The organism is Geodermatophilus sp. SYSU D00710 (genome assembly GCF_054050195.1).
This window is the reverse complement of sequence record NZ_JBJGYX010000062.1, coordinates 1-17,687: the sequence shown is the minus strand read 5'-3', so window position 1 is coordinate 17,687 and position 17,687 is coordinate 1. Positions and strand designations below refer to the sequence as shown.

The window sequence follows — 17,687 nt, the reverse complement described above, 5'->3', positions numbered from 1 at the left end:
CGGCTGGCACCGGCGGAGGGAGCACCGATGACCGACGACCGCCTCGACGCGCTGCGCGCACGGGTGGCGCAGCAGACTGGCGCGGCGCGGACCCGGCTCCTCATGGAGCTCGGGCAGGAGCTGTGCCACCGGTACTGGCAGATTGGCCCCGGATCACCCCGCGCCGAGCCGTACTTGGACGAGGCGGTCACGGTCCTCGACGAGGCGCACGGCCACCTCCAGGCGGGGCAGTTCCCGCGCCCCATGGCGGCGGGCATGCTGGGCTGGCTTCTCGGTGTCCGCCACGTGGTCCACGGCGGCTCGGACGACGACCGCGAGCGGGGCATCGAGCGGCTTGACGAGGCCCTGAGCTTCATCTCCCTGCCCCCGATGCTGCAGCTCACCTTCCGCATCGTCCTGGGCCAACTGCTGGTGAGCAGGGTGACCGCGGGCATGCGGTCGGGGGACTTTGCGATGCGGGCGATGCGGTCGGGGCTCTCCGCGGAGGAGAGAGCGAGCGGCGACCGCGCCGTTGCCTGCTGCAGGCAGGTCATCAACTCCCCCGTCGCCAACGCCGAAATCAGGTCACTGGCCAAGACCATGCTCGGGCTGGCCGAGGCCGTGCAGAACATGGCGGACGGCCTTGACGGGGGGCTGACGGCCGGCGGCCTCGACTTCGGCCGCATGATGCAGGCGCTCGCCGGCCTCCAGGCACTTCAACAGAAGGCGGCCGCGGCGCCCCCGGCCGCCGGGTTCACCCGGATGCCCAACCCATTCGACTTCCTCGCGGCCGACCGCACGAGCGCGCCTGCGGAGCGGCCCATCACCGTAGTGGAGGGCGAGGTGCAGCCCATCAAGCCGGACGAGCGGCCCCGGCCGTCGGCGCGGACGCCCGAGCCCGCCGCCGTGTTCCGGGACCCCCTGCTCGGGAAGCTCCCGGGCGGCCTCGCCGGCCTTCCGGGCCTGCTCGCCGACGGCGCCGTCCTGCTCCACGTCGACGTGGTGGACGAACTCGTCGCGCTCGGCAGCGCCCTGGTCGAAGCCCCGGACCGGGTCGGCACCGACCACCTGCTGTTCGCCGTCACGCTGTACCTGCGCAGCGTGGTCGACGACGGCGGCTGGGGCGACGAGGGCGAAAGCGACGACGTCCGGTCCGCGAGCGAGAGCCTGCTCGCCGCTGCTCCCGCCGTCGCCATCGAGTCGGCCGACATCGTCGCGGTCGCCTTTCGCCTCGCCACACTCCTGGACGCCCGGGCGCCGGCGCGGGACGTCCGTGCCCGGTTCGGCGCGGCGTTCGCGGACGTGGCCGGGGCGCTGCGCACGGTCGGCGCCGACGGGCTGCTCTACCAGACGGCTGGGCAGACCCTGCTGCTCTGTGCGGAGACCGGCGCGCTAACCGCCACCGGACCGCAGCTGCCCGACCGGATCCTGGTGGTCGGCGACGGCCCCGCTCCGGCGGCATCGAGCTACTCGCTCGTCCGGTCCGGCGGCCAGCTGCTCGCGCTGGCTAACCGCACCCGCCGTCCCCTGGCCGCGGAAGCAGTGTTCGTGGCGAATCCGCGCGGCGACCGCCGCCAGGCCAGCCTGGACGCCCTGCTCCTGCGACGTAGCTTCTACCCGCGGTCCACCGGCCTCGGCGACACCGGGGAGAACGTCGACGGCGCCGGCACCCGGGACGAGGTGCGCGCCCGGTTGGACGCCTCGCTGCTGCACCTGGGGTGTGGGGTGACCGTCGACGGCGGGCTGGAGCTGGCGGGCGGGGACGAGCTCGGCGCGACGGAGATCGCCGCAGGGCCGCCGGCGGCGACGGGCGGTCTCGCGGTGCTGCCGCCCACGCCGACCGGAGCAGAGGCGCTGACCGAGGCGCTGCTGGCGGCCCGATTTGCCGACGTGGTCCGGTTCCGGGACGCCGTCCCCGCGGACGTGGCGTCGATCGTTCAATTGGCGCTGCACGCCGAGCTGGTCGACGGCTGGTGCTCGCCCGCGACCGCGGTGGCGCGGGTGCGCAGCTGGTTGGCTGACCCCCGCCGTCCCGTGCCCGGTTACCTGCCTCCATGGTTGGAAATGAGGGCAGGCGACCCCGACCTGGCGGACCCGGCTTATCACGATGCATTGCTCCACCACGGGCTGTGACACGCTCCTGAATCGACGGCGCCCATCGGGCGGATTATCAAAGGCAGGCGTGTGGTTAGTACTGCAACGGCACACTTAAGGTGTGTTGCTGTTGGAATCGACGGAGGGCTGCTAGCAAAATGTGAATGCGCTGGGATGGCCGACTGGCGCGCCGCCTGACAGCGTCCTGCTGGTTCAGGTCCGCCAACCACATGAGCACGGCCCGAAGGACTCGGCCCGCGTCGCCTCGACCCGATTCGTGCGAGACAGATCGCCCAGGCAGAACTTGACGGTGACGAGTAGCAGCCATGGATGGCGAGCACCCGCCGGTACAGCGGATCAGCCTCCGTGAACCGTCCGCCCTACGGGAGGCGCTCGGCGTCGCGGTTGAGTTCCTGTGCCTGCCGCAGCATCTCCTCGGCGGGGGCTCTACGCCTTCAGGAGCCATGATCACTCCTCTGCGCTTCGCCCGTCCTCCGTCGGGGGCCCGGTGCAGTCATCGCCAGTCGCCCATGAGTACGAACGGCGCCCAGTGGTACGGCGATGCGAAGCCCTCTTCTCGCATGTGCCGTTGTGCTGCTGCGACGGCGCTGTCCTTCGGTCGGCCCGTCATCAGGTTGGCGTAGAAGGAATCGAAGAAGACCGGCGCGGACCGGTCATCGATCTCCCACAAGGTGGCCAGGACACTGGCGGAGCCTGCGGTCACCGCTGCGCGGGTCAGACCGGTGAGCTCGTCGCCCGGGCGCCGCTGGGACAGGCCGGTGACGCAGCCACTGAGGGTCATGAGGCCGGCCGCCACGGAACTGGTCATCAGGTCCTCGACCGTCACCCGGCCGTCGGCCATCTGGACGCCGGACAGTAGGGGGTCCTCGTCGTCGTAGGCGCCGTGGCTGGCGACATGGACGACGGCCGTGTCCGGAGGGACCGTGAGAAGGGCCTGCCGGGTCGCCTGGCCTCCAATAATCGGCACGGTTCCCAGTCGGCCGGCTACCCGCTGCGCTTCCGCCTGCGCCCCTGCGAGGTCCGCGGTCGGATTGCCGAGGACCAGGGCACTGCCGGGCCGCAGGGCCGGGCGGCTGAGCGACGAACAGACGGGGAGGAACGAGCTGGACGGCAGGACGGACAGGTCGAACCTGTCTGAGAGCCAGGTGCGCCGATCGCCCTCGAGATACCACAAGGCGGAGAAGGGAAGTCCGTGAAGGCCCCGGTGAGGGGCAATCAGCAGGCGCGTGACGGCGGCACCGATGAGTTCCTGCAGCTCTGAGGGCAGCAGGAGCTCGGACAGCTCCTGGCCTGTCGGCAGGGCGGGGTCCTCGTCCGTGTGCCGGACGGGATCCGGAAGCATATCCCTCCGCTGTTGTGCTTCGCCGCGCCGCAGCCCCGATGTGGAGGGGACGCCCATCTCCGCCTGGAACTGCTGGATGGAGCCGGGGAGGTCGATGGCGGGGAGATCCTGTTCGAAGGACGCCTCAACGCCCTCGCCGGTCAGGAGAAAGGTCCACAACGTCCGAGCGTCGGTGGTGATGTGGTAGTGGACGAGTGCCGCGTCTGCCGGGATGGCGGAGCAAATGTCGTCGACTCCAGTGAGCCCCTGCTCGGTGAGCGCTGCGAGAGCGGGCGCCTCCCGCGCAATCTGCGCACGGACACGACGTAGATCGGACGTGAGCCGGGCGGCCCGCTCGGGTTCCCGCCCGGACAGGCGGAGCAGTTGCTGTGTCAGCTCCGTCCGCCGCCGTACCAGCGGATCCCCATGAGTGGCCCGGGCGAGGCGGTCGGCACCGAGCAGTTCCATGAAGGACCGAGCCCGACTGCGCTCACTCATCAGGAACGCGTCCTGTTCGAAAGCCCGGTCGGGGAGGGCGTCGGACGCGAGGGCATAGAACTGGATGGCCTCGTCGAAGAACCGCTCCCGGTCCCCGAGGAGGGGTTCGCGCCGTTCCGGCCGGTCCACTCCGGCTCGCACCAGGTCGAGTCCCTCCGCCGCGCGCGCGTATGCGGCATGCGCTTCGAGGAGAACCTCGGTCACGTCCACGGGCTCGGACCTTGCATCGGCCATTCGGCCCAGGTGGGTCTTCGCCAGCGCGAGGTAGGCCGGGCAGAGGAGTTCCAGGAGGCCCAGACGCTCCACCTCCTGGACGAGGAGCCGGGCGTGGTCCGCGGCTGAGCCGTAGTGGCCGTACGTGATCTCGAGGTTCGTCAGGTTCAGGAGGTCGTACACCGCGGGAATCATCCGGCCGCCGCGTAGGTGTTCGTCACGGATCTCCGCGAGCAGCTGCCGCGCGGCTTCCGGGTCGCCGTCCCGGGCCAGGTGGTCGGCGAGTACGCCGCCCACGATGAGCGCCTCATCCTCTAGGGCTGAGGACGCATACCAGTCGAGAACCTGACGCAGCAGTGCGTGGACGTCCGCATCGGGCAGCTCCCGGCTGTGGGCCAGCAGGTTGGTGAGGGCGTCCGTCGCCTGCTTCGGCAGGCCCTCGGCCAGTGCCGTACGGATCGCGGACCACCAGTGGTCGATGGCGCCGTTGAGGTCTCCGGCAGTGCGGAGCGCAAGGCCGAGGAGGTTGAGTCCCGCGGCCTCTCCGCGACGGTCGTCTGCGTCGGCGCTCGCGCGCACTGCCCGCTCGAGGTTCCTGCGCGCCTCGTCCAAGCGGCCACGGTGGAGGAAGACGTCGCCGAGGTTGGCCAGTGCAGAGGCGCGTACGTCGGGCATCTGTTCGGCTTCCGCTGCCGCCCGTTCGAAGAGCCGCTGGGCCTGGCCGAGGTCCCCGGCCTCCTTGGCCCGGATCCCCTGTTCGATCCAGAGCTGCACCGCGACGGCGGGTCGGTCCTGCTGGGGGAGCTGGTCCGTCACCTTCTGGACAGCTGCCAGCGCCTGGTGACCGGCGGTAGAGGCACCAGCTTCACGCCGCAGGCGAGCTTGCGCCAGCAGCGCTAGTGCCCGTGCGCCCCTCGGCTGGGTTCCTGCCACCCGGACCGCCTCGTCCACCGCGAGGAGTGCACCGCGGAGGTCACCGGTGTCCCGGAGCTGCCCCGCTCTGGTGAGTAGAGGGGCGACGAGTGAATCGATGTCAGGATCTTGGGGCGAAGAGCTCATCGGAGGTCTCACTCGGCCTGGTCGGTATTCGGCTGGGAGCGGTGTCGACGCTAGGCACCACGCGTCACCGTCGCGTCACCTGGCGGTTATCGCGCGTGCCGGCAGGTTCCGGCCGCACCATCGGACGGCCCTGTCGGCTCGAACGCCGCCGGACGACAGGCGGTCACGAGGCTCACTGCGCCCCCGATGACGCGACCGTGACGCCGTGATGATGCACGAGGCCGACCCTGGACAGTCGGTGGTCCGGGGAAGCGTGCCGACGCAGGGCTCCGGTGCGTGGCGGACCGACAATTCGGGAGCCGATCATGCAGTCGCTCGGGATGCTGCTGAACCTGCTGATCCGGGAGGAGTGGCGTGGACATCCGGGTCGGGTGCTCGAAGAGGCCGGCGACGGGTCCTACCGAAACCAGCTCCCGGATGCGGAGATCCAGCTCGTCGCCGCCGGCGCCGCAATCTGCGCCGGCGAAGCGAAGCGGGCGCTGCAACTCCTCAGTGAGCCGACCGGCTCGGGAGACACCGCGGCCGTCGGTGAGGCGCTTCGTCAACTGGCGAGGACCGTCGACCGCAACTGGTTTCCCGGGGCCAGCGCCGCGGTGCTGGAACCTGGCGATGCCGAGCGCCTGACGGCGGACCCACCCCGGCCGACAACCCCCGCGGGTCTACTGCTGATGGTCGTCGCCACGCGGCTGATCGGGGCGCTCCCCTCGTGGCGGCGCTTCATCGCCGGGGGCGACGAGGGCACCGGCATCGCCCTGCGGATGGCCGAGGCCGTGAGGAACGACCTCCTGCACTTCGGCACGCCGGTGGCCATCGCGCCGGCCGAGCTCGCGCTGGGCGACCTCCTCGCCCGGGCCGGGCACGACGCGCAGGCGCAGGACCAACTCCGCCGTGCCCGGGCGGCCTACGAGGCGGCACAGGATCCCGTTGGTCTGGCTGCCTGCGCACTGACCGCCGGGGACTGGATGGCCACTCCGGGCTCCTCCCCCGAGCTCCTCTCCGAGCAGCTCGAGGACGGCCTTGCGGCGAGCGACCGAGTCGGTGACGCTGCTGGCGCCCTGGGGCTGTGGGCCACCGCCGAGCGCGCCTTCGCCGCGGCCGACGCGCCTCGCGGGATGGCAGCCGTCAGCATCCGCAGGGCCTGGCTCGCTGCCGCGGCCGGGCGCGCGGATGAGGCCCTGCCACGGCTCGACCAGTCCCGGAGCCTCGCCGACCGGGCCGGCGACAGCAGCCTGGTGCGCTTGATCGACGTCCACGGCGCACTCGCACGGATTGACGCCGGGGTGCCGGCCGAGGTCCAGGACGTCGGGGCCGCGGTCGGGCGCTGGGCGACGAGCGTGGGCAGCACCAGCTTCGCCCGGGGACTCGCCCGGCTGTGCCTAGTCCGAGCCCGCCGCTGGCGCGATGAGGACGTGCTCCGCAGCCGGCAGGCGGTCCTGCTGGCCGAGGCCATCAACGCACCGCTGGGCGTGACCACCGAGTCCGCGATGCTGCGCAGCGAACAGGCCAACCGCTACATGGAGGTCAACTACCGCCGGGCCGCCTTTGTGCTGACCCTCTCGGAACTGCAGGACGCCCGCAGCCACCTCGCGGCGAGGAGCGGACTCGGCTGGGCCGCTCTCGTGGACCGGACCACCACGGCCAACCGGGATGCGCACGCCCTCCGGGACGGCGATGCGCTCGCCCGGGTCGGCGAGTTCGCCGCGTGGCTGCGCGACGGCGCGGCCGGCGGCGACGTGGAGGCGACTTTCCGCCCGTTCCTCGACGACGTGATCGCCGAGGGAGCTGTCTTCATCCCCTTGTACCGTGGAGTCGCGGCCCGCGCGGCGGGAGACCTCGCCACCGCCCGGCGGGAGCTGGAGGCAGCCCTCGGGGCCTCTTCGGCGGTGGGACCGCTGCCCACCGCAGTAGTGCTGGGCACCATGCACCGGTTCGACGACGCCGCCGCGCAACTCGCTCCCCTGCTCGATGCCGGGCTGCCCCTCGACCTCACCGTGCGTCTCCTCGTCCGCCTCAAGCGCCACGGCGAAGCGCTGGCGGCGCTGGAGCGCCTCGCTGCGCAGGGCGGGTTCCCCACGGGTGACCAGCCGTGGGAGGGGCCCGCGGTGCACGCAGAGGCCCTGCTGGGCGCGGGGAACCCCGGCGCGGCCGCCCCTCGCGCCGCGGAGGCGATCGCGGCATTCGAGCGCCACGTCAGCTCACTGGCCCTGGATGTCTTCCGGACTACAGCCTCCGACGACCTGGATGTCGCGGGCCTCTACACGACGGCCGTGACTGCGCACGCAACTCTCGCGAGCACGGACCCCTCCCGGTACGCGGACCTGGCGCGGGCCTTCGAGCTCTCCGACCGTTCTCGGGCGAGCGCCCTCACCGAGCTCGTCCACGTCGATCGGCTCACCCGAGGCGACCAGCACGCGCTCAACGCAGTGCGCTCCTGGCAGCGCGCGGGGGCCGGACTGGCACGCACCATCGAGCAGGTCGCCGCCCTCGGCCCGGCCGCACACACACCCCCCGGTCACATCCATCGCACGGTGCGAGCGGCGGAGCGCTCACTCGACGAGACCGAGGCGACGCTGGCGGTCACCGCTCCTCGACTCCTGGCCGGACGACGCCGGCTGCCGACCACCCCGTCCCTCGCCGAGGTACAGAGCCGCCTGGGCCCCGGCTCGCTGCTCCTGCAGTACCACGCATTCAACGACGAGCTGATCGCGTGGGCGGTGACGAGCCAGGACGCCCGTGTGGTCCTCCAGCAGCGCGAGACGCCGCTACTGACCGCCGCCGTCCGCCAGTTCCACCACGCGGTGGCGACTCGCTCGTCCACAGCCGGCGCGCGGGACGCCCTCGCGCACCGGCTCGCCACGACACTGCTCGGCCCGTTCGCCGACGAACTGCAGGCGTTCCGGCGCGTCGTCGTCGTGCCGCACGGCCCGCTCGCGGTCCTCCCCTTCCACCTCCTCCCCCACGGCGGCGACGTCCTGGCGGCAACCCACGCCGTGTCCTACCTGCCGGCCGCGTCGATGGCACCGGGCGTGCCGGTGCGGATCCGGCCGGGTGCACCCACGCTCGTGCTCGGGGACCCCGCCTTCAACACGCATCGCGGACTCCCCCGCCTGGACGGCGCACGGGACGAGGCGCTCGCCGTCGGACGGCTGCGCCGGACCGATCCCCTGATCGGCTCAGGAGCGACCCGCGAGGCCCTGCTCGATGCGCTTCCAGCGGCTCGCCTGCTGCACCTGGCCACCCACGGCATCCTCCGGGAGGGGGCCCCATACAGCGCCGAACTGGCTCTGGCCGGGGACGAGAGCCTGACCGTGCCCGATCTCATGGGTCTGGGCGTCACGGTCGACCTAGCCATCCTGAGCGCCTGTGACAGCGGTCGAGGCCGGGCGACGGCAGCCGGCGACCTCATCGGGCTCACCCGGGCCCTGATCGCCGCCGGCACACAAGAGTTGATCGTGGCCCTGTGGCCGGTCGACGACCAGACGGCGTGCCTGACCATGGTGGCCCTGCACGAGGAACTGAGGACGACGGAGTCGGTCGGCCAGGCTCTGGCCGCTGCCCTTCGCCGCATCCGCTCGCTGTCGCAGAGCGCGGCCGATGAGTGGTACCACTCGCTGCGGGCGAACCCGGACGCACCTCCGGCGCGACGCGTGCGTTCCGCACGGGACCTGGGCGAGGCGGTGCCAGAGGGAACGACCGGTTCGGACGATCCGGCACATCCCTTCTTCTGGGCGCCGTTCGTACACATCGGGACCTCCTGACCCGCTGCCTCCATGGCCGCGCCCCGGCGGATATCGGACGAGGGCGGCTTGCCAGGTGGATCGCGGCGGAGCGGCTGATGGGCCGCTCTGCTCCCACACGGCGACCGGGCGTGCTGTGGTCGTGGCCCCCGCCGAGGTCCACCGCCTCAACCGCGAACGACAGTCGTGCGTCCGACGGCCCTTGGACCGGGTGTCGTCCGATCCCTTCGCCGTCCCCGAACCCGCTGAGGACGGAGCGGGGACGTGTTGTGGGCGCCGTGCTCGTCGCGCGGGCCCGCATACCAGCACCTCACCGATGAGCCCAGGACCTCCGACTAGCTCCGGCACTTCCTCGGGCTTTGCTTGGCCACACCTCCAGCCCACCGGGTCGGGAACCGCTGACGGGTGAGACACGGGACTGTTCGACATCCCGAGCCGGTGCTGGGATGGGCCCACCTGGTCCGGCAAGTCCGGCCATGGGTCAGGAGGTCCCCGTGGACGGTGTGGAGCGGAGGCTCCGAGTAGCCGCGGGCCGGTTGGACGAGTACGAATCCCGAGACCACCTGCCGGCGCTGGACGCCGCCATCGACGTTCTTCGGGAAACCCTGGCGCTCGTGGGCAACGACGACCCGCAGCGGCCGGTGGTACTAGCAAGCCTTGGCGCCGCTCTTTCCACGCGCGCCCGCCGTCTCGGCAGGGGAGACGACCTCGCCGAAAGCGTGAAGGCCGCGCGCGAGGCGGTCGCCCGACCCCCGCTCGGTCACGAGGACCTCGGTCGCTTTTACTCAAATCTGACAGATGCGCTGCTGACGCGATTTGACCGAGTCGGAGACACGATCGACCTGGACGAAGCGATCGCGGCAGGGCGCCGTGCCGTCCAGGAGACCCCGCCCGACCACGCGATGCTCGCCCGCCGGTTGACCAACCTCGCCGGCGCCCTGTCCGCGAGATTTGAGGCCGTGGGCGCTGAGGCGGATCTTGCCGCGGCCGTCGATGCGGCCCGCACAGCCAGCACCGCCGAGCGTGCCGGGACGCGCGACCACGGGATGGCCCTCTCCGCGCTCGGGGACGTGCTGCTGTCGCGGTTCGACCGACATGGCGATCCTGCCGACCTGGCCGCCGCCGCGGAGGCCTTCCGCGGCGCCGCCGCCACCGCGCCGCCGAGCCACCCGGACCGGTTGGCGTTCCTGTGCAACCTCGGGATCGCACTGTGGCGGAGCTTCGAGACCACGGATCAGTCCCAGGCGCTCGACGCCGCGATCGCCAGCCTGCGCGAGGCTCAAGCAGGGCTCGCTCCGGACCATCCGCACCACGTGACGTGCGTCGAGAACCTCGGCAACGCGCTCCACAGCCGCTTCGAACGGACCGGGCAGTTGGCAGACCTCGAGGAGGCGCTGGACGTCCTGAGACTGGGCGTCCAGTCGACTCCGGCGGGTCACCCCGACCGGCCCGCTCACCTTTCCAACCTCGCCATCGCTCAGCAGAGCCGATACGAGCGTCTGAACGACCCTCGGGATGCGGAGTGTGCGATCGGTGCGCTCGAGGAAGCGGTCGAGTTGACGCCGCAGCCCCGGCCGCAGCGGGCAACGTACCTGGCGAACCTCGCGAATGCCCTGACGGTCCGTTCCCAGGCGTCGGGTAGCGATGACGACCTCGACCGCGCCGTGGATGCTCTCCGCCAGGCGATCGCCGCTGCCCCGGCCGACCATCCGCAACGTTCCGCCTTCCTCGCCGGCCTGGGCAACGTCCTTACCGTGCGGTTTCGCCGGCACGGCGCGCAGGTGGACGTCGACGCGGCCGTCGGCGCCGCACGCCAAGCGGTGACCGCAACCCCGCCGGCGCACCCCGACCTCGCCGGGCATCAGGCCAACCTCAGCATCACCCTGCGCGACCGCTTCCACCGCACGCACGATCACCGGGACATCGAGGCCGCCGTCTCGGCGGCCCAAGCGGCCGTCGAGGCCACGCCCGGCGACCATCCGGACAGGGCGACCTATCTGACCAATCTGAGCAATGCGCTCCGATCACGGTTCGACAGTGGCGGCCGCCGTTCCGACCTCGATGCGGCCATCGACGCCGCGGAGACGGCGCTGGCCGCGACCCCGGTAGACCACCCCTACCGACCGGCACGCCTGTCGAACCTGGGGTCGGCCCTGCGCGCCCGCCACGCGGCGACCGGCGGACGCGCCGACCTGGACACCGCCGTGGACAGACTGCGTGAAGCGGTGGCCACCATCCCCACTGATCACCCGAACCGCGCCGGCATGATGCACAACCTCGGCCGGGCCCTGCGCACCCTGTCCGCCCTCACCGGCGACAACGCCCACGCCGACGAGGCCCTGACCTGCGATCGGGAGGCCAGCGGGCTCGTCACCGCACCCCCGGAGGTACGGCTGACGGCCGCCCGGGCATGGGGAAGGTTCGCCCGGGACACGGGTGATGTCCGATCAGCAGCCGACGGCTACGCGGCCGCTGTCACCCTCCTGCCGCTCACGGCGTGGCACGGCCTCGAGCGCAGGACACGCGAGCTGCACCTCGTGGACAACGCGGGACTCGCGACCGAAGCGGTCATCGCTGTCCTGGAGGCTGGCGACCTGCCTCGCGCCGTCGAACTCCTCGAGCAGGCGCGTTCGGTGCTGTGGACGCAGGCCTTGCACATGCGCAGTGACCTGACGCGCCTCGCGGAACGGGTACCCCACCTGGCGGCCCGCCTCGACCGCATCCGGGAGGAACTCGGTCAGCCGACCACCGAGGCGGAGTGGACCGGGGAGGGTGGCAATCAGGACGGGCTGCCCGCGCGGCTCGAGCAGAGCCGGACGCTGGAACGGCGCCGGAAGCTGGCGATCGAGTGGGACGCGCTCGTCGACCAGGCGCGCACCGTCGAGGGCTTCCGGCACTTCCTCGCGCCCATCCCCTTCGCGGTCCTCCGGCAGGCCGCAGCACGGGGACCCGTCGTCGTCCTCGTCGCCGGGGAAGAGCGCGGATACGCCCTCGTTGTGACGACGACGGGCACCCCGGGCGTCGACGTCGTGGACCTGCCGCAGCTCACCCACGAGGCGGCCGTGACCCAGGCGAACCTTCTCCTGACGACAACCTCCGGCGACACCGCTCGTACGCCACTCGGGCCGGGGGCGATGCTCCGGACACTGGGAAGGCGCATGAGCCGCACGTGGACGACGGCCACACGCCGGAAGGCTGCGAGCTCCCGGGACCTGGCCGCGACCACCCCCGCCACCGACGGCGAGCTCCCGCTAAGGGTCCTGGAGTGGCTCTGGGACGCCGCCGCGCAACCCGTGCTCGAACATCTGGGCTACACAGGTGGGCGCGACGAGGAGCACCTCCCGCGCTTGTGGTGGTCCCCGGTCGGTCCCCTGGCCGTGCTCCCCCTCCACGCCGCCGGACGGCACACCAGGGATCTTTCAGCCGACGGGCCGGTCGCCGACAGCGTCCCGGGGCGGCTCGTCAGCTCCTACACGCCGACCCTCGCCGCGCTGCTGCGCGCCAGGAGCGGCACCACCGGCGCCCCCCGTCAGCTCGCCGTGGGGATGTCCCGGACCCCCCGCATGGCGCCGTTGCCGGCGGTGACCAGGGAGCTCGCCATCCTGTCGACGCACTTTCCTCCTCCGGAGGACGGGCGGCAGCTCCTGGACCGGACCGCGACCCGCAGCGCCGTGCTCCGTGACCTGAGCACCCATCCCTGGGTGCACTTCGCCTGTCATGGGCTGCAGGATGAGACGGAGCCCTCCCGCAGCGCCTTCGTGCTCTGGGACGGACGGCTCACCCTCGACGAACTCGTCGCCGTCCGCCTGGACAGCGCCGAGCTCGCGTTCCTGTCCGCCTGTCAGACCGCGACCGGCAGCCCCCTCCTGCTGGACGAGGCCATTCACCTGGCGGCCGCGATGCAGCTGCTCGGGTACCGGCACGTCATCGGCACGCTGTGGACGGTCGTCGATGCCGCCGCGCCGGACGTCGCCGAGGTCGTCTACGAGCGTCTCGACTCTGACGGCCGGAGCCTGGGGCACACCGCTGAGGCGTTGCACGCCGCCGTCGACGCCCTGCGGGCGAGGCACCCGGACCGGCCACTGTTGTGGGCGCCGTATGTCCACTTCGGCCCCTGACGGGCCGTTTGCCCGTCCGGTCGCGACCGGGCCGCTCAGTTGGCGGCCTTGGCGATTCCGGGGTGAGTGGTCCGCAGGGTCATCCTCGCCGTCGTCCACTCCGCCGGCCTGGCGACGGTGTCGGCCCCTCCGGCGTCCCGGGTCATGGTCCGCGTGGCGAGGCGGTCGAGCACGGACCGAGGCGCTCCCCGACTGACTGCGCCCTCAACGCCCCCTTCAGCACCGCTGATCGACCACGTCTGCGCGGCAGCCGTCACGGCCACGTCCTGAAGGCAGCGGACTGGCTTTGCTGGAGGCACACGGGACGGAGCGAGTCGGCTGTCCGACCATTCAGGGAGCCGTAAAGGGCCGGAGCCAGCCTCGTGCGTGATCGACCACGCCCGCGTGGCCAGACCTACATCACCAGGCGGTGGCGTTAGTCCATGCCGCGCCGGGGGGCATTGCGGGGACGGCTAGTCTGCTTCTAGCTTGTAGCCTCGACCGCGCGCCGGTCAGCTCGGCGGCGGTCATCGCGCGGGAGGGGACGCGCTATGCCACGTCGGCTAGCGGTGGCAATTGGGGTATCGACGGTTCCGGGCCTGCCTTACCTGCCCAGCGTGCGTCAGGGCCTCGACGACTTCACCGCGTGGGCGACCGGGCAGGGCTTCACGATTATCTCGCACGACGACGTCAACGGTCCGGTGCGGGCCAGGCCCGTCTTCGAGACCGTGCGGGACGCGGTGATGGCTGGGGACCTTGAGCGGCTATTCATCTTCTTCGGCGGCCACGGCCTGGCCCCGGGGGTCGGTGACGATCTGTGGCTGTTGAGTGAGGCCGCTGAGGACGGCGGCGAGGCGGTGAATGTCGCGAAGAGCGTTTCGCTGGCACGCCACTGCGGGATCCCGCACGTAGCCTTCTTTGCTGACGCCTGCCGCACTCCTCCCGAGGTGCGGTTTCTCGGGGTGGTCGGTCGGCCAATCTTCCCGCTAGAGCGGATCCCAAAGGTCCGCGTCCAGGTGGACCAGTTCTACGCGACCATCTCGGGTGACGCGGCGCTTGAGCGTGTCCCCTCGCCCGGCACGGAGGGCTTCGGCATATTTAGCCGGTGTCTCATGGAGGCACTGCGGGGCGTGCACGACGAAATCCTCACTCCCGTTGACAATGGCCCAGCCTCGCACGCGTTGCTCGCCGACTCGCTCGGCGACTACCTCTGGTCGGCCGTTCCCACCATTTCTTCCCAGCAGACCGGCATCACCCAGTACCCGGACTGCATCCCCACGTCGGCCTGGCGGCCGAACGCGCTCGCCTGGTTCGACCGTAGCCCCCGGGCGTCCGCGCCGATCCCGGTGCCGATGCCCGCCCCGAGACTCCCGCCGACGGGCGAGGTGCACATCTGGCGCTCCATCGAGCAGCCAGCGGAGGCCGGCCCGAACGCGGATCTGAGTGGCTCCGATTACGAGGAAACGACGGACGCTGAGTACGAGTCGGCCGAGGCACCCGACCTTGTATTCGTGGAGTCGGAGCACGCGTTGCGGAAGGCGGCCGAGGCGCCATCACGCCGGCGTACGCCGTGGCGGCCCCCGGCCGACCCTAACCGTCGGGCGTTGATCGCCGAGCTGGCTGACCAGATTGTTTCCCGCCCTGGCCGTGGTCACTTCGAGACCCGCGTGGGCGCCTCCGTTACCGGCGCCGAGGTGATCGAGGCGTGGGTCAATGGGCGACCCGCCTACGTCTTCGAGGAGGACGACGCTTGGCATGTGCGCGGTGTGCCGGATCAGCCGGGCGCTGTCTTCCTCAACATCCGCACAGCTGATGACGTCAGCTGGCTTGCCACGGCGCTGCTGCCGGGCTTCGTGACCACGGTGACCGTCGGCCCCGGCGGCGTAGACAGCGTCGTCTTCGCCGCGCTGGCTGGTGACCACCTGGACGAGGACCTCCGGTCGCTCGCCGTCGCAAGTGCAGCCCTCCGGACCGGGGACCTCGGCTTCGTCGACGACCACGACGTGGTACGCCTGCTCGACCAGGGGCACCCGACGATGACCGTGCTGACCGCCTACGCCCTCGACCGCGCCGGCCAGGAGGACGAGGTCCGCTACCTCTTCGAGCGGTACCGGGACGCGGGCCGCCCGATCCCCTTCGACCTTGCCCTGTTGGCCGAGGCGCTGGCCGAGGCGGAACGGGACTTGGTCCCCGAATTCCCCCTAATGACACGAGGATGGGCGCTCACCGATCAGCTGCCCTCTGGCGACCGCTTGCTGACCTACGCCCGACCACGGCTAGGTCGCACCGCCTGGACGACCTTCACCCAGCTATCCCCCGAGGCGATCGTCGCGCTCAGTGAGACCGAGGAGGGTGTCTACGCATGAGGTTAGTGCTGGTGCACGGGCGTAGCCAGGGGAAGAGGACCGAGCAGCTTCTGCGCGACGAGTGGGTCCCCGCTCTCCGCCGCGGTATCCAGGCAGCTGGCGCCGACCCGCTGCCCGACGATATCGACATCCGGATGCCGTTCTACGGCAAGCAACTGGACGAGCTGGTCGAGACCCCAGTCCCGGGGGAGGTCGTCACCCGTGGCGGCGGAGACGCACCCAATCAACTTCAGGCCGAGCTGCTGGTCGAGCTCGCGAAGAGAGCCGGCGTCACCGACGCCGAGATCGCCGCCGAGCTAGGCGTCACCACGATTCCCCGGGGGCCCCAGAACTGGGAGTGGGTTCAGGCGGTGGGCCGTGTGCTCGCCCGCCGTGTGCCCTGGATCAGCGAGTTCGCCCTGGATCAGTGGTTGCGGGACGTGGACGCTTACCTCACCCGTGCCCACGTTGCGCGAGTGGTCGACGACATCGTCCGCCCACACCTCACCGGCGGGCCAGCCGTCGTCGTCGGGCACTCGCTCGGCTCAATCGTCACGTACACGATCCTGACTCAGCTGGGCCGCGAGACAGACGTGCCCTTGTTCGTCACCGTGGGGTCTCCGCTGGGCATCCCGGTCGTCAAGCGCTACCTGCCGCGACCGCTGGGCATGCCCGCCGGCGTGAAGACGTGGTTCAACGGTTCCGACGAGCGCGACCCGGTCGCCCTGTATTCCCGCCTGGACCGGGACACCTTTCCCGCCGACATCGAGAACGCCAGCGACATTCACATCCCGGGCAAGAACCCGCACGCCATAGTGGGCTACCTCAGCGACACCACGGTGGCTCGGCGGATTCGACAGGCGCTGAGTTAGTCAGAACGCCCTGGTGCGGTGGGCCGATCACTGTTCGGGCACCTGTAGGGGGTCGGTCGCTCTCGAAGTGACCCAGCGAGCAGCGTGACTTTGAACGGTGACGCCAGGGTCGTCCGTTGGGTGCGTGGTACGACGAGCGGCGCGCTCCCGTCGCGCCGTTAGAAGCCCTCCCGGAGCCCGCTCCGGTGTGACTCCGCTCCAATGAATGTCGGGCTCCAAACCCGCTCGCACCTGCTGATCCTTCCTGCGAGGCCGCGGCCCTCACAGGCGAGTAGTCAACTCAGCTGGGGCAGCCCCGCAGTCGGCGTGGGTTTCACCGGCTCATATCGGGCTCTTGGATGTCGCGATCGAGCATGCGATGGGAGAGGTATACCGCGTGAACGGGCATGGGTGACTGGTTGGCAAACGTCGACGGTCGGGCAGCCCCATCGTCTCCATGACAGCGTTAGTATCCGCCACTGACCGAGATTGGGGACAAGGCCATGAGTTCGTACTTGTACGGCACGCTCTCCCGGAGACGCCTAACGACCAGCGCCGGTGAGGCCTTGGTATACGCACAAGCCGATCAAGGCGCGGCGGGCGGACGCGCGCCTCGAGATTCAGGTGCTAAGAGCAAGGAAGTTGTGAGCCACTGGCAGGACGTGCTGGTCGCGCTCGTGCCAGCTGAAGTCCTCGCCTTCCACGGCGTCGCCATGACGGTCGGCACCACAACTACAGGCAGTGGAGACGACACAACTACAGTCATCACCGCCCCCCATGAGATGGTTGTCGTCTACTGGATCCTTGTAGCGCTCGCCTTCTTGCTGTATCTCGGCGGGTCCAAGAGCCTGAAGCCCCAGGACCTGGCCCGGGCCGCAGTCGCATCCATCGCTTTCGTCCTCTGGACCCTGATCCAACCGAGCACCGCGTTCGACGCGTTTGACTGGAACCCCTCAACTCTGATCCGATTGACGATCGCACTAGCTGGCGCCGCGATACTTTCCTTCATAGTCAACGGATTAGCAACGAAGGCGGATAAGACACAAGGGTGACGTCGGCTGCTATCTCTCTCCAGGCCACGCTCAAACCCGCGAGGGGCATTGCGGCAGGAGTCGCACAGCGTTTCCATCGACCAGCCCGTGCCCGCATCCGAACGGGCAAACGGCGCGAGCGCCTGACCTCCGCACGCAGCTCCGACTTCAGGACGAGAGGCGGACTGCCGATGGTGCGACTTGGGCAGGTCGGACGCGGCGCCCTGTTCGTCCGCCAGCGACGGCCGGCCGCCCAGGACGGGGGCCGTGATGAACAGCCGGCGGACCGCGCGGATCCGTCCGGCGGCGAGCACGGTGGGGGACGCCGGCGACGGGCGGCCGGCCTGGTAGTGGGCCTCGTCGGCGACGACCAGATCGAAGGCGGCCGCAGTGAGCTGCTGGGCATGGGCGATCCGCGGGCTCGACTGGTAGGTGGGAAAC

The 17,687-nt window shown here is 70.9% G+C and carries 8 protein-coding genes; 7 read left to right on the top strand and 1 reads right to left on the bottom strand.

What is annotated here, in order from left to right; all coding sequences use genetic code 11:
- Window positions 1–27: 27 nt before the first annotated feature.
- Entirely contained in the window at window positions 28–2,112 is a 2,085-nt protein-coding gene (locus ACI78U_RS20915) for a hypothetical protein (protein WP_456877320.1), read from the top strand.
- Between the two features lie 475 nt (window positions 2,113–2,587).
- On the opposite strand, the gene ACI78U_RS20910 is transcribed toward ACI78U_RS20915, so the two are convergent.
- On the bottom strand, window positions 2,588–5,077 hold the full coding sequence (locus ACI78U_RS20910; RefSeq protein ID WP_456877319.1) for a CHAT domain-containing protein: 2,490 nt from the start codon (window positions 5,075–5,077) through the stop codon (window positions 2,588–2,590).
- A 413-nt stretch (window positions 5,078–5,490) separates the two neighbouring features.
- Here ACI78U_RS20910 and ACI78U_RS20905 point away from each other — a divergent pair, with 413 nt between their 5' ends.
- The 6 genes from ACI78U_RS20905 to ACI78U_RS20880 all read left to right on the top strand — a co-directional run.
- Window positions 5,491–8,943, top strand: a complete 3,453-nt coding sequence (locus ACI78U_RS20905) for a CHAT domain-containing protein (protein ID WP_456877318.1) — start codon at window positions 5,491–5,493, stop codon at window positions 8,941–8,943.
- Window positions 8,944–9,458: 515 nt separating this feature from the next.
- Complete coding sequence (locus tag ACI78U_RS20900) at window positions 9,459–13,040, top strand: CHAT domain-containing protein (RefSeq protein WP_456877317.1); 3,582 nt, start codon at window positions 9,459–9,461, stop codon at window positions 13,038–13,040.
- A 596-nt stretch (window positions 13,041–13,636) separates the two neighbouring features.
- Window positions 13,637–15,385, top strand: a complete 1,749-nt coding sequence (locus tag ACI78U_RS20895; RefSeq protein ID WP_456877316.1) for a hypothetical protein — start codon at window positions 13,637–13,639, stop codon at window positions 15,383–15,385.
- Window positions 15,382–16,236 carry a hypothetical protein gene (locus tag ACI78U_RS20890; protein WP_456877315.1) on the top strand — a complete coding sequence of 285 codons (855 nt, stop codon included), beginning with the start codon at window positions 15,382–15,384 and terminating at the stop codon, window positions 16,234–16,236. Before ACI78U_RS20895 ends, ACI78U_RS20890 begins: the two co-directional genes overlap by 4 nt.
- Window positions 16,237–16,718: 482 nt before the next feature.
- A complete protein-coding gene (locus tag ACI78U_RS20885; RefSeq protein WP_456877314.1) occupies window positions 16,719–17,267 on the top strand; it encodes a hypothetical protein in 549 nt (182 codons plus the stop codon).
- A gap of 170 nt (window positions 17,268–17,437) precedes the next feature.
- The coding region (locus ACI78U_RS20880; RefSeq protein WP_456877313.1) for a hypothetical protein at window positions 17,438–17,687 on the top strand (250 nt) is incomplete at its 3' end.

Excerpts from the sequence above, each read along its gene's own strand:
- ACI78U_RS20915 (WP_456877320.1), top strand. The coding sequence starts at position 28 with ATGACCGACGACCGCCTCGACGCGCTGCGCGCACGGGTGGCGCAGCAG.
- ACI78U_RS20905 (WP_456877318.1), top strand. The coding sequence starts at position 5,491 with ATGCAGTCGCTCGGGATGCTGCTGAACCTGCTGATCCGGGAGGAGTGG.
- ACI78U_RS20885 (WP_456877314.1), top strand. The coding sequence starts at position 16,719 with ATGAGTTCGTACTTGTACGGCACGCTCTCCCGGAGACGCCTAACGACC.
- ACI78U_RS20890 (WP_456877315.1), top strand. The coding sequence starts at position 15,382 with ATGAGGTTAGTGCTGGTGCACGGGCGTAGCCAGGGGAAGAGGACCGAG.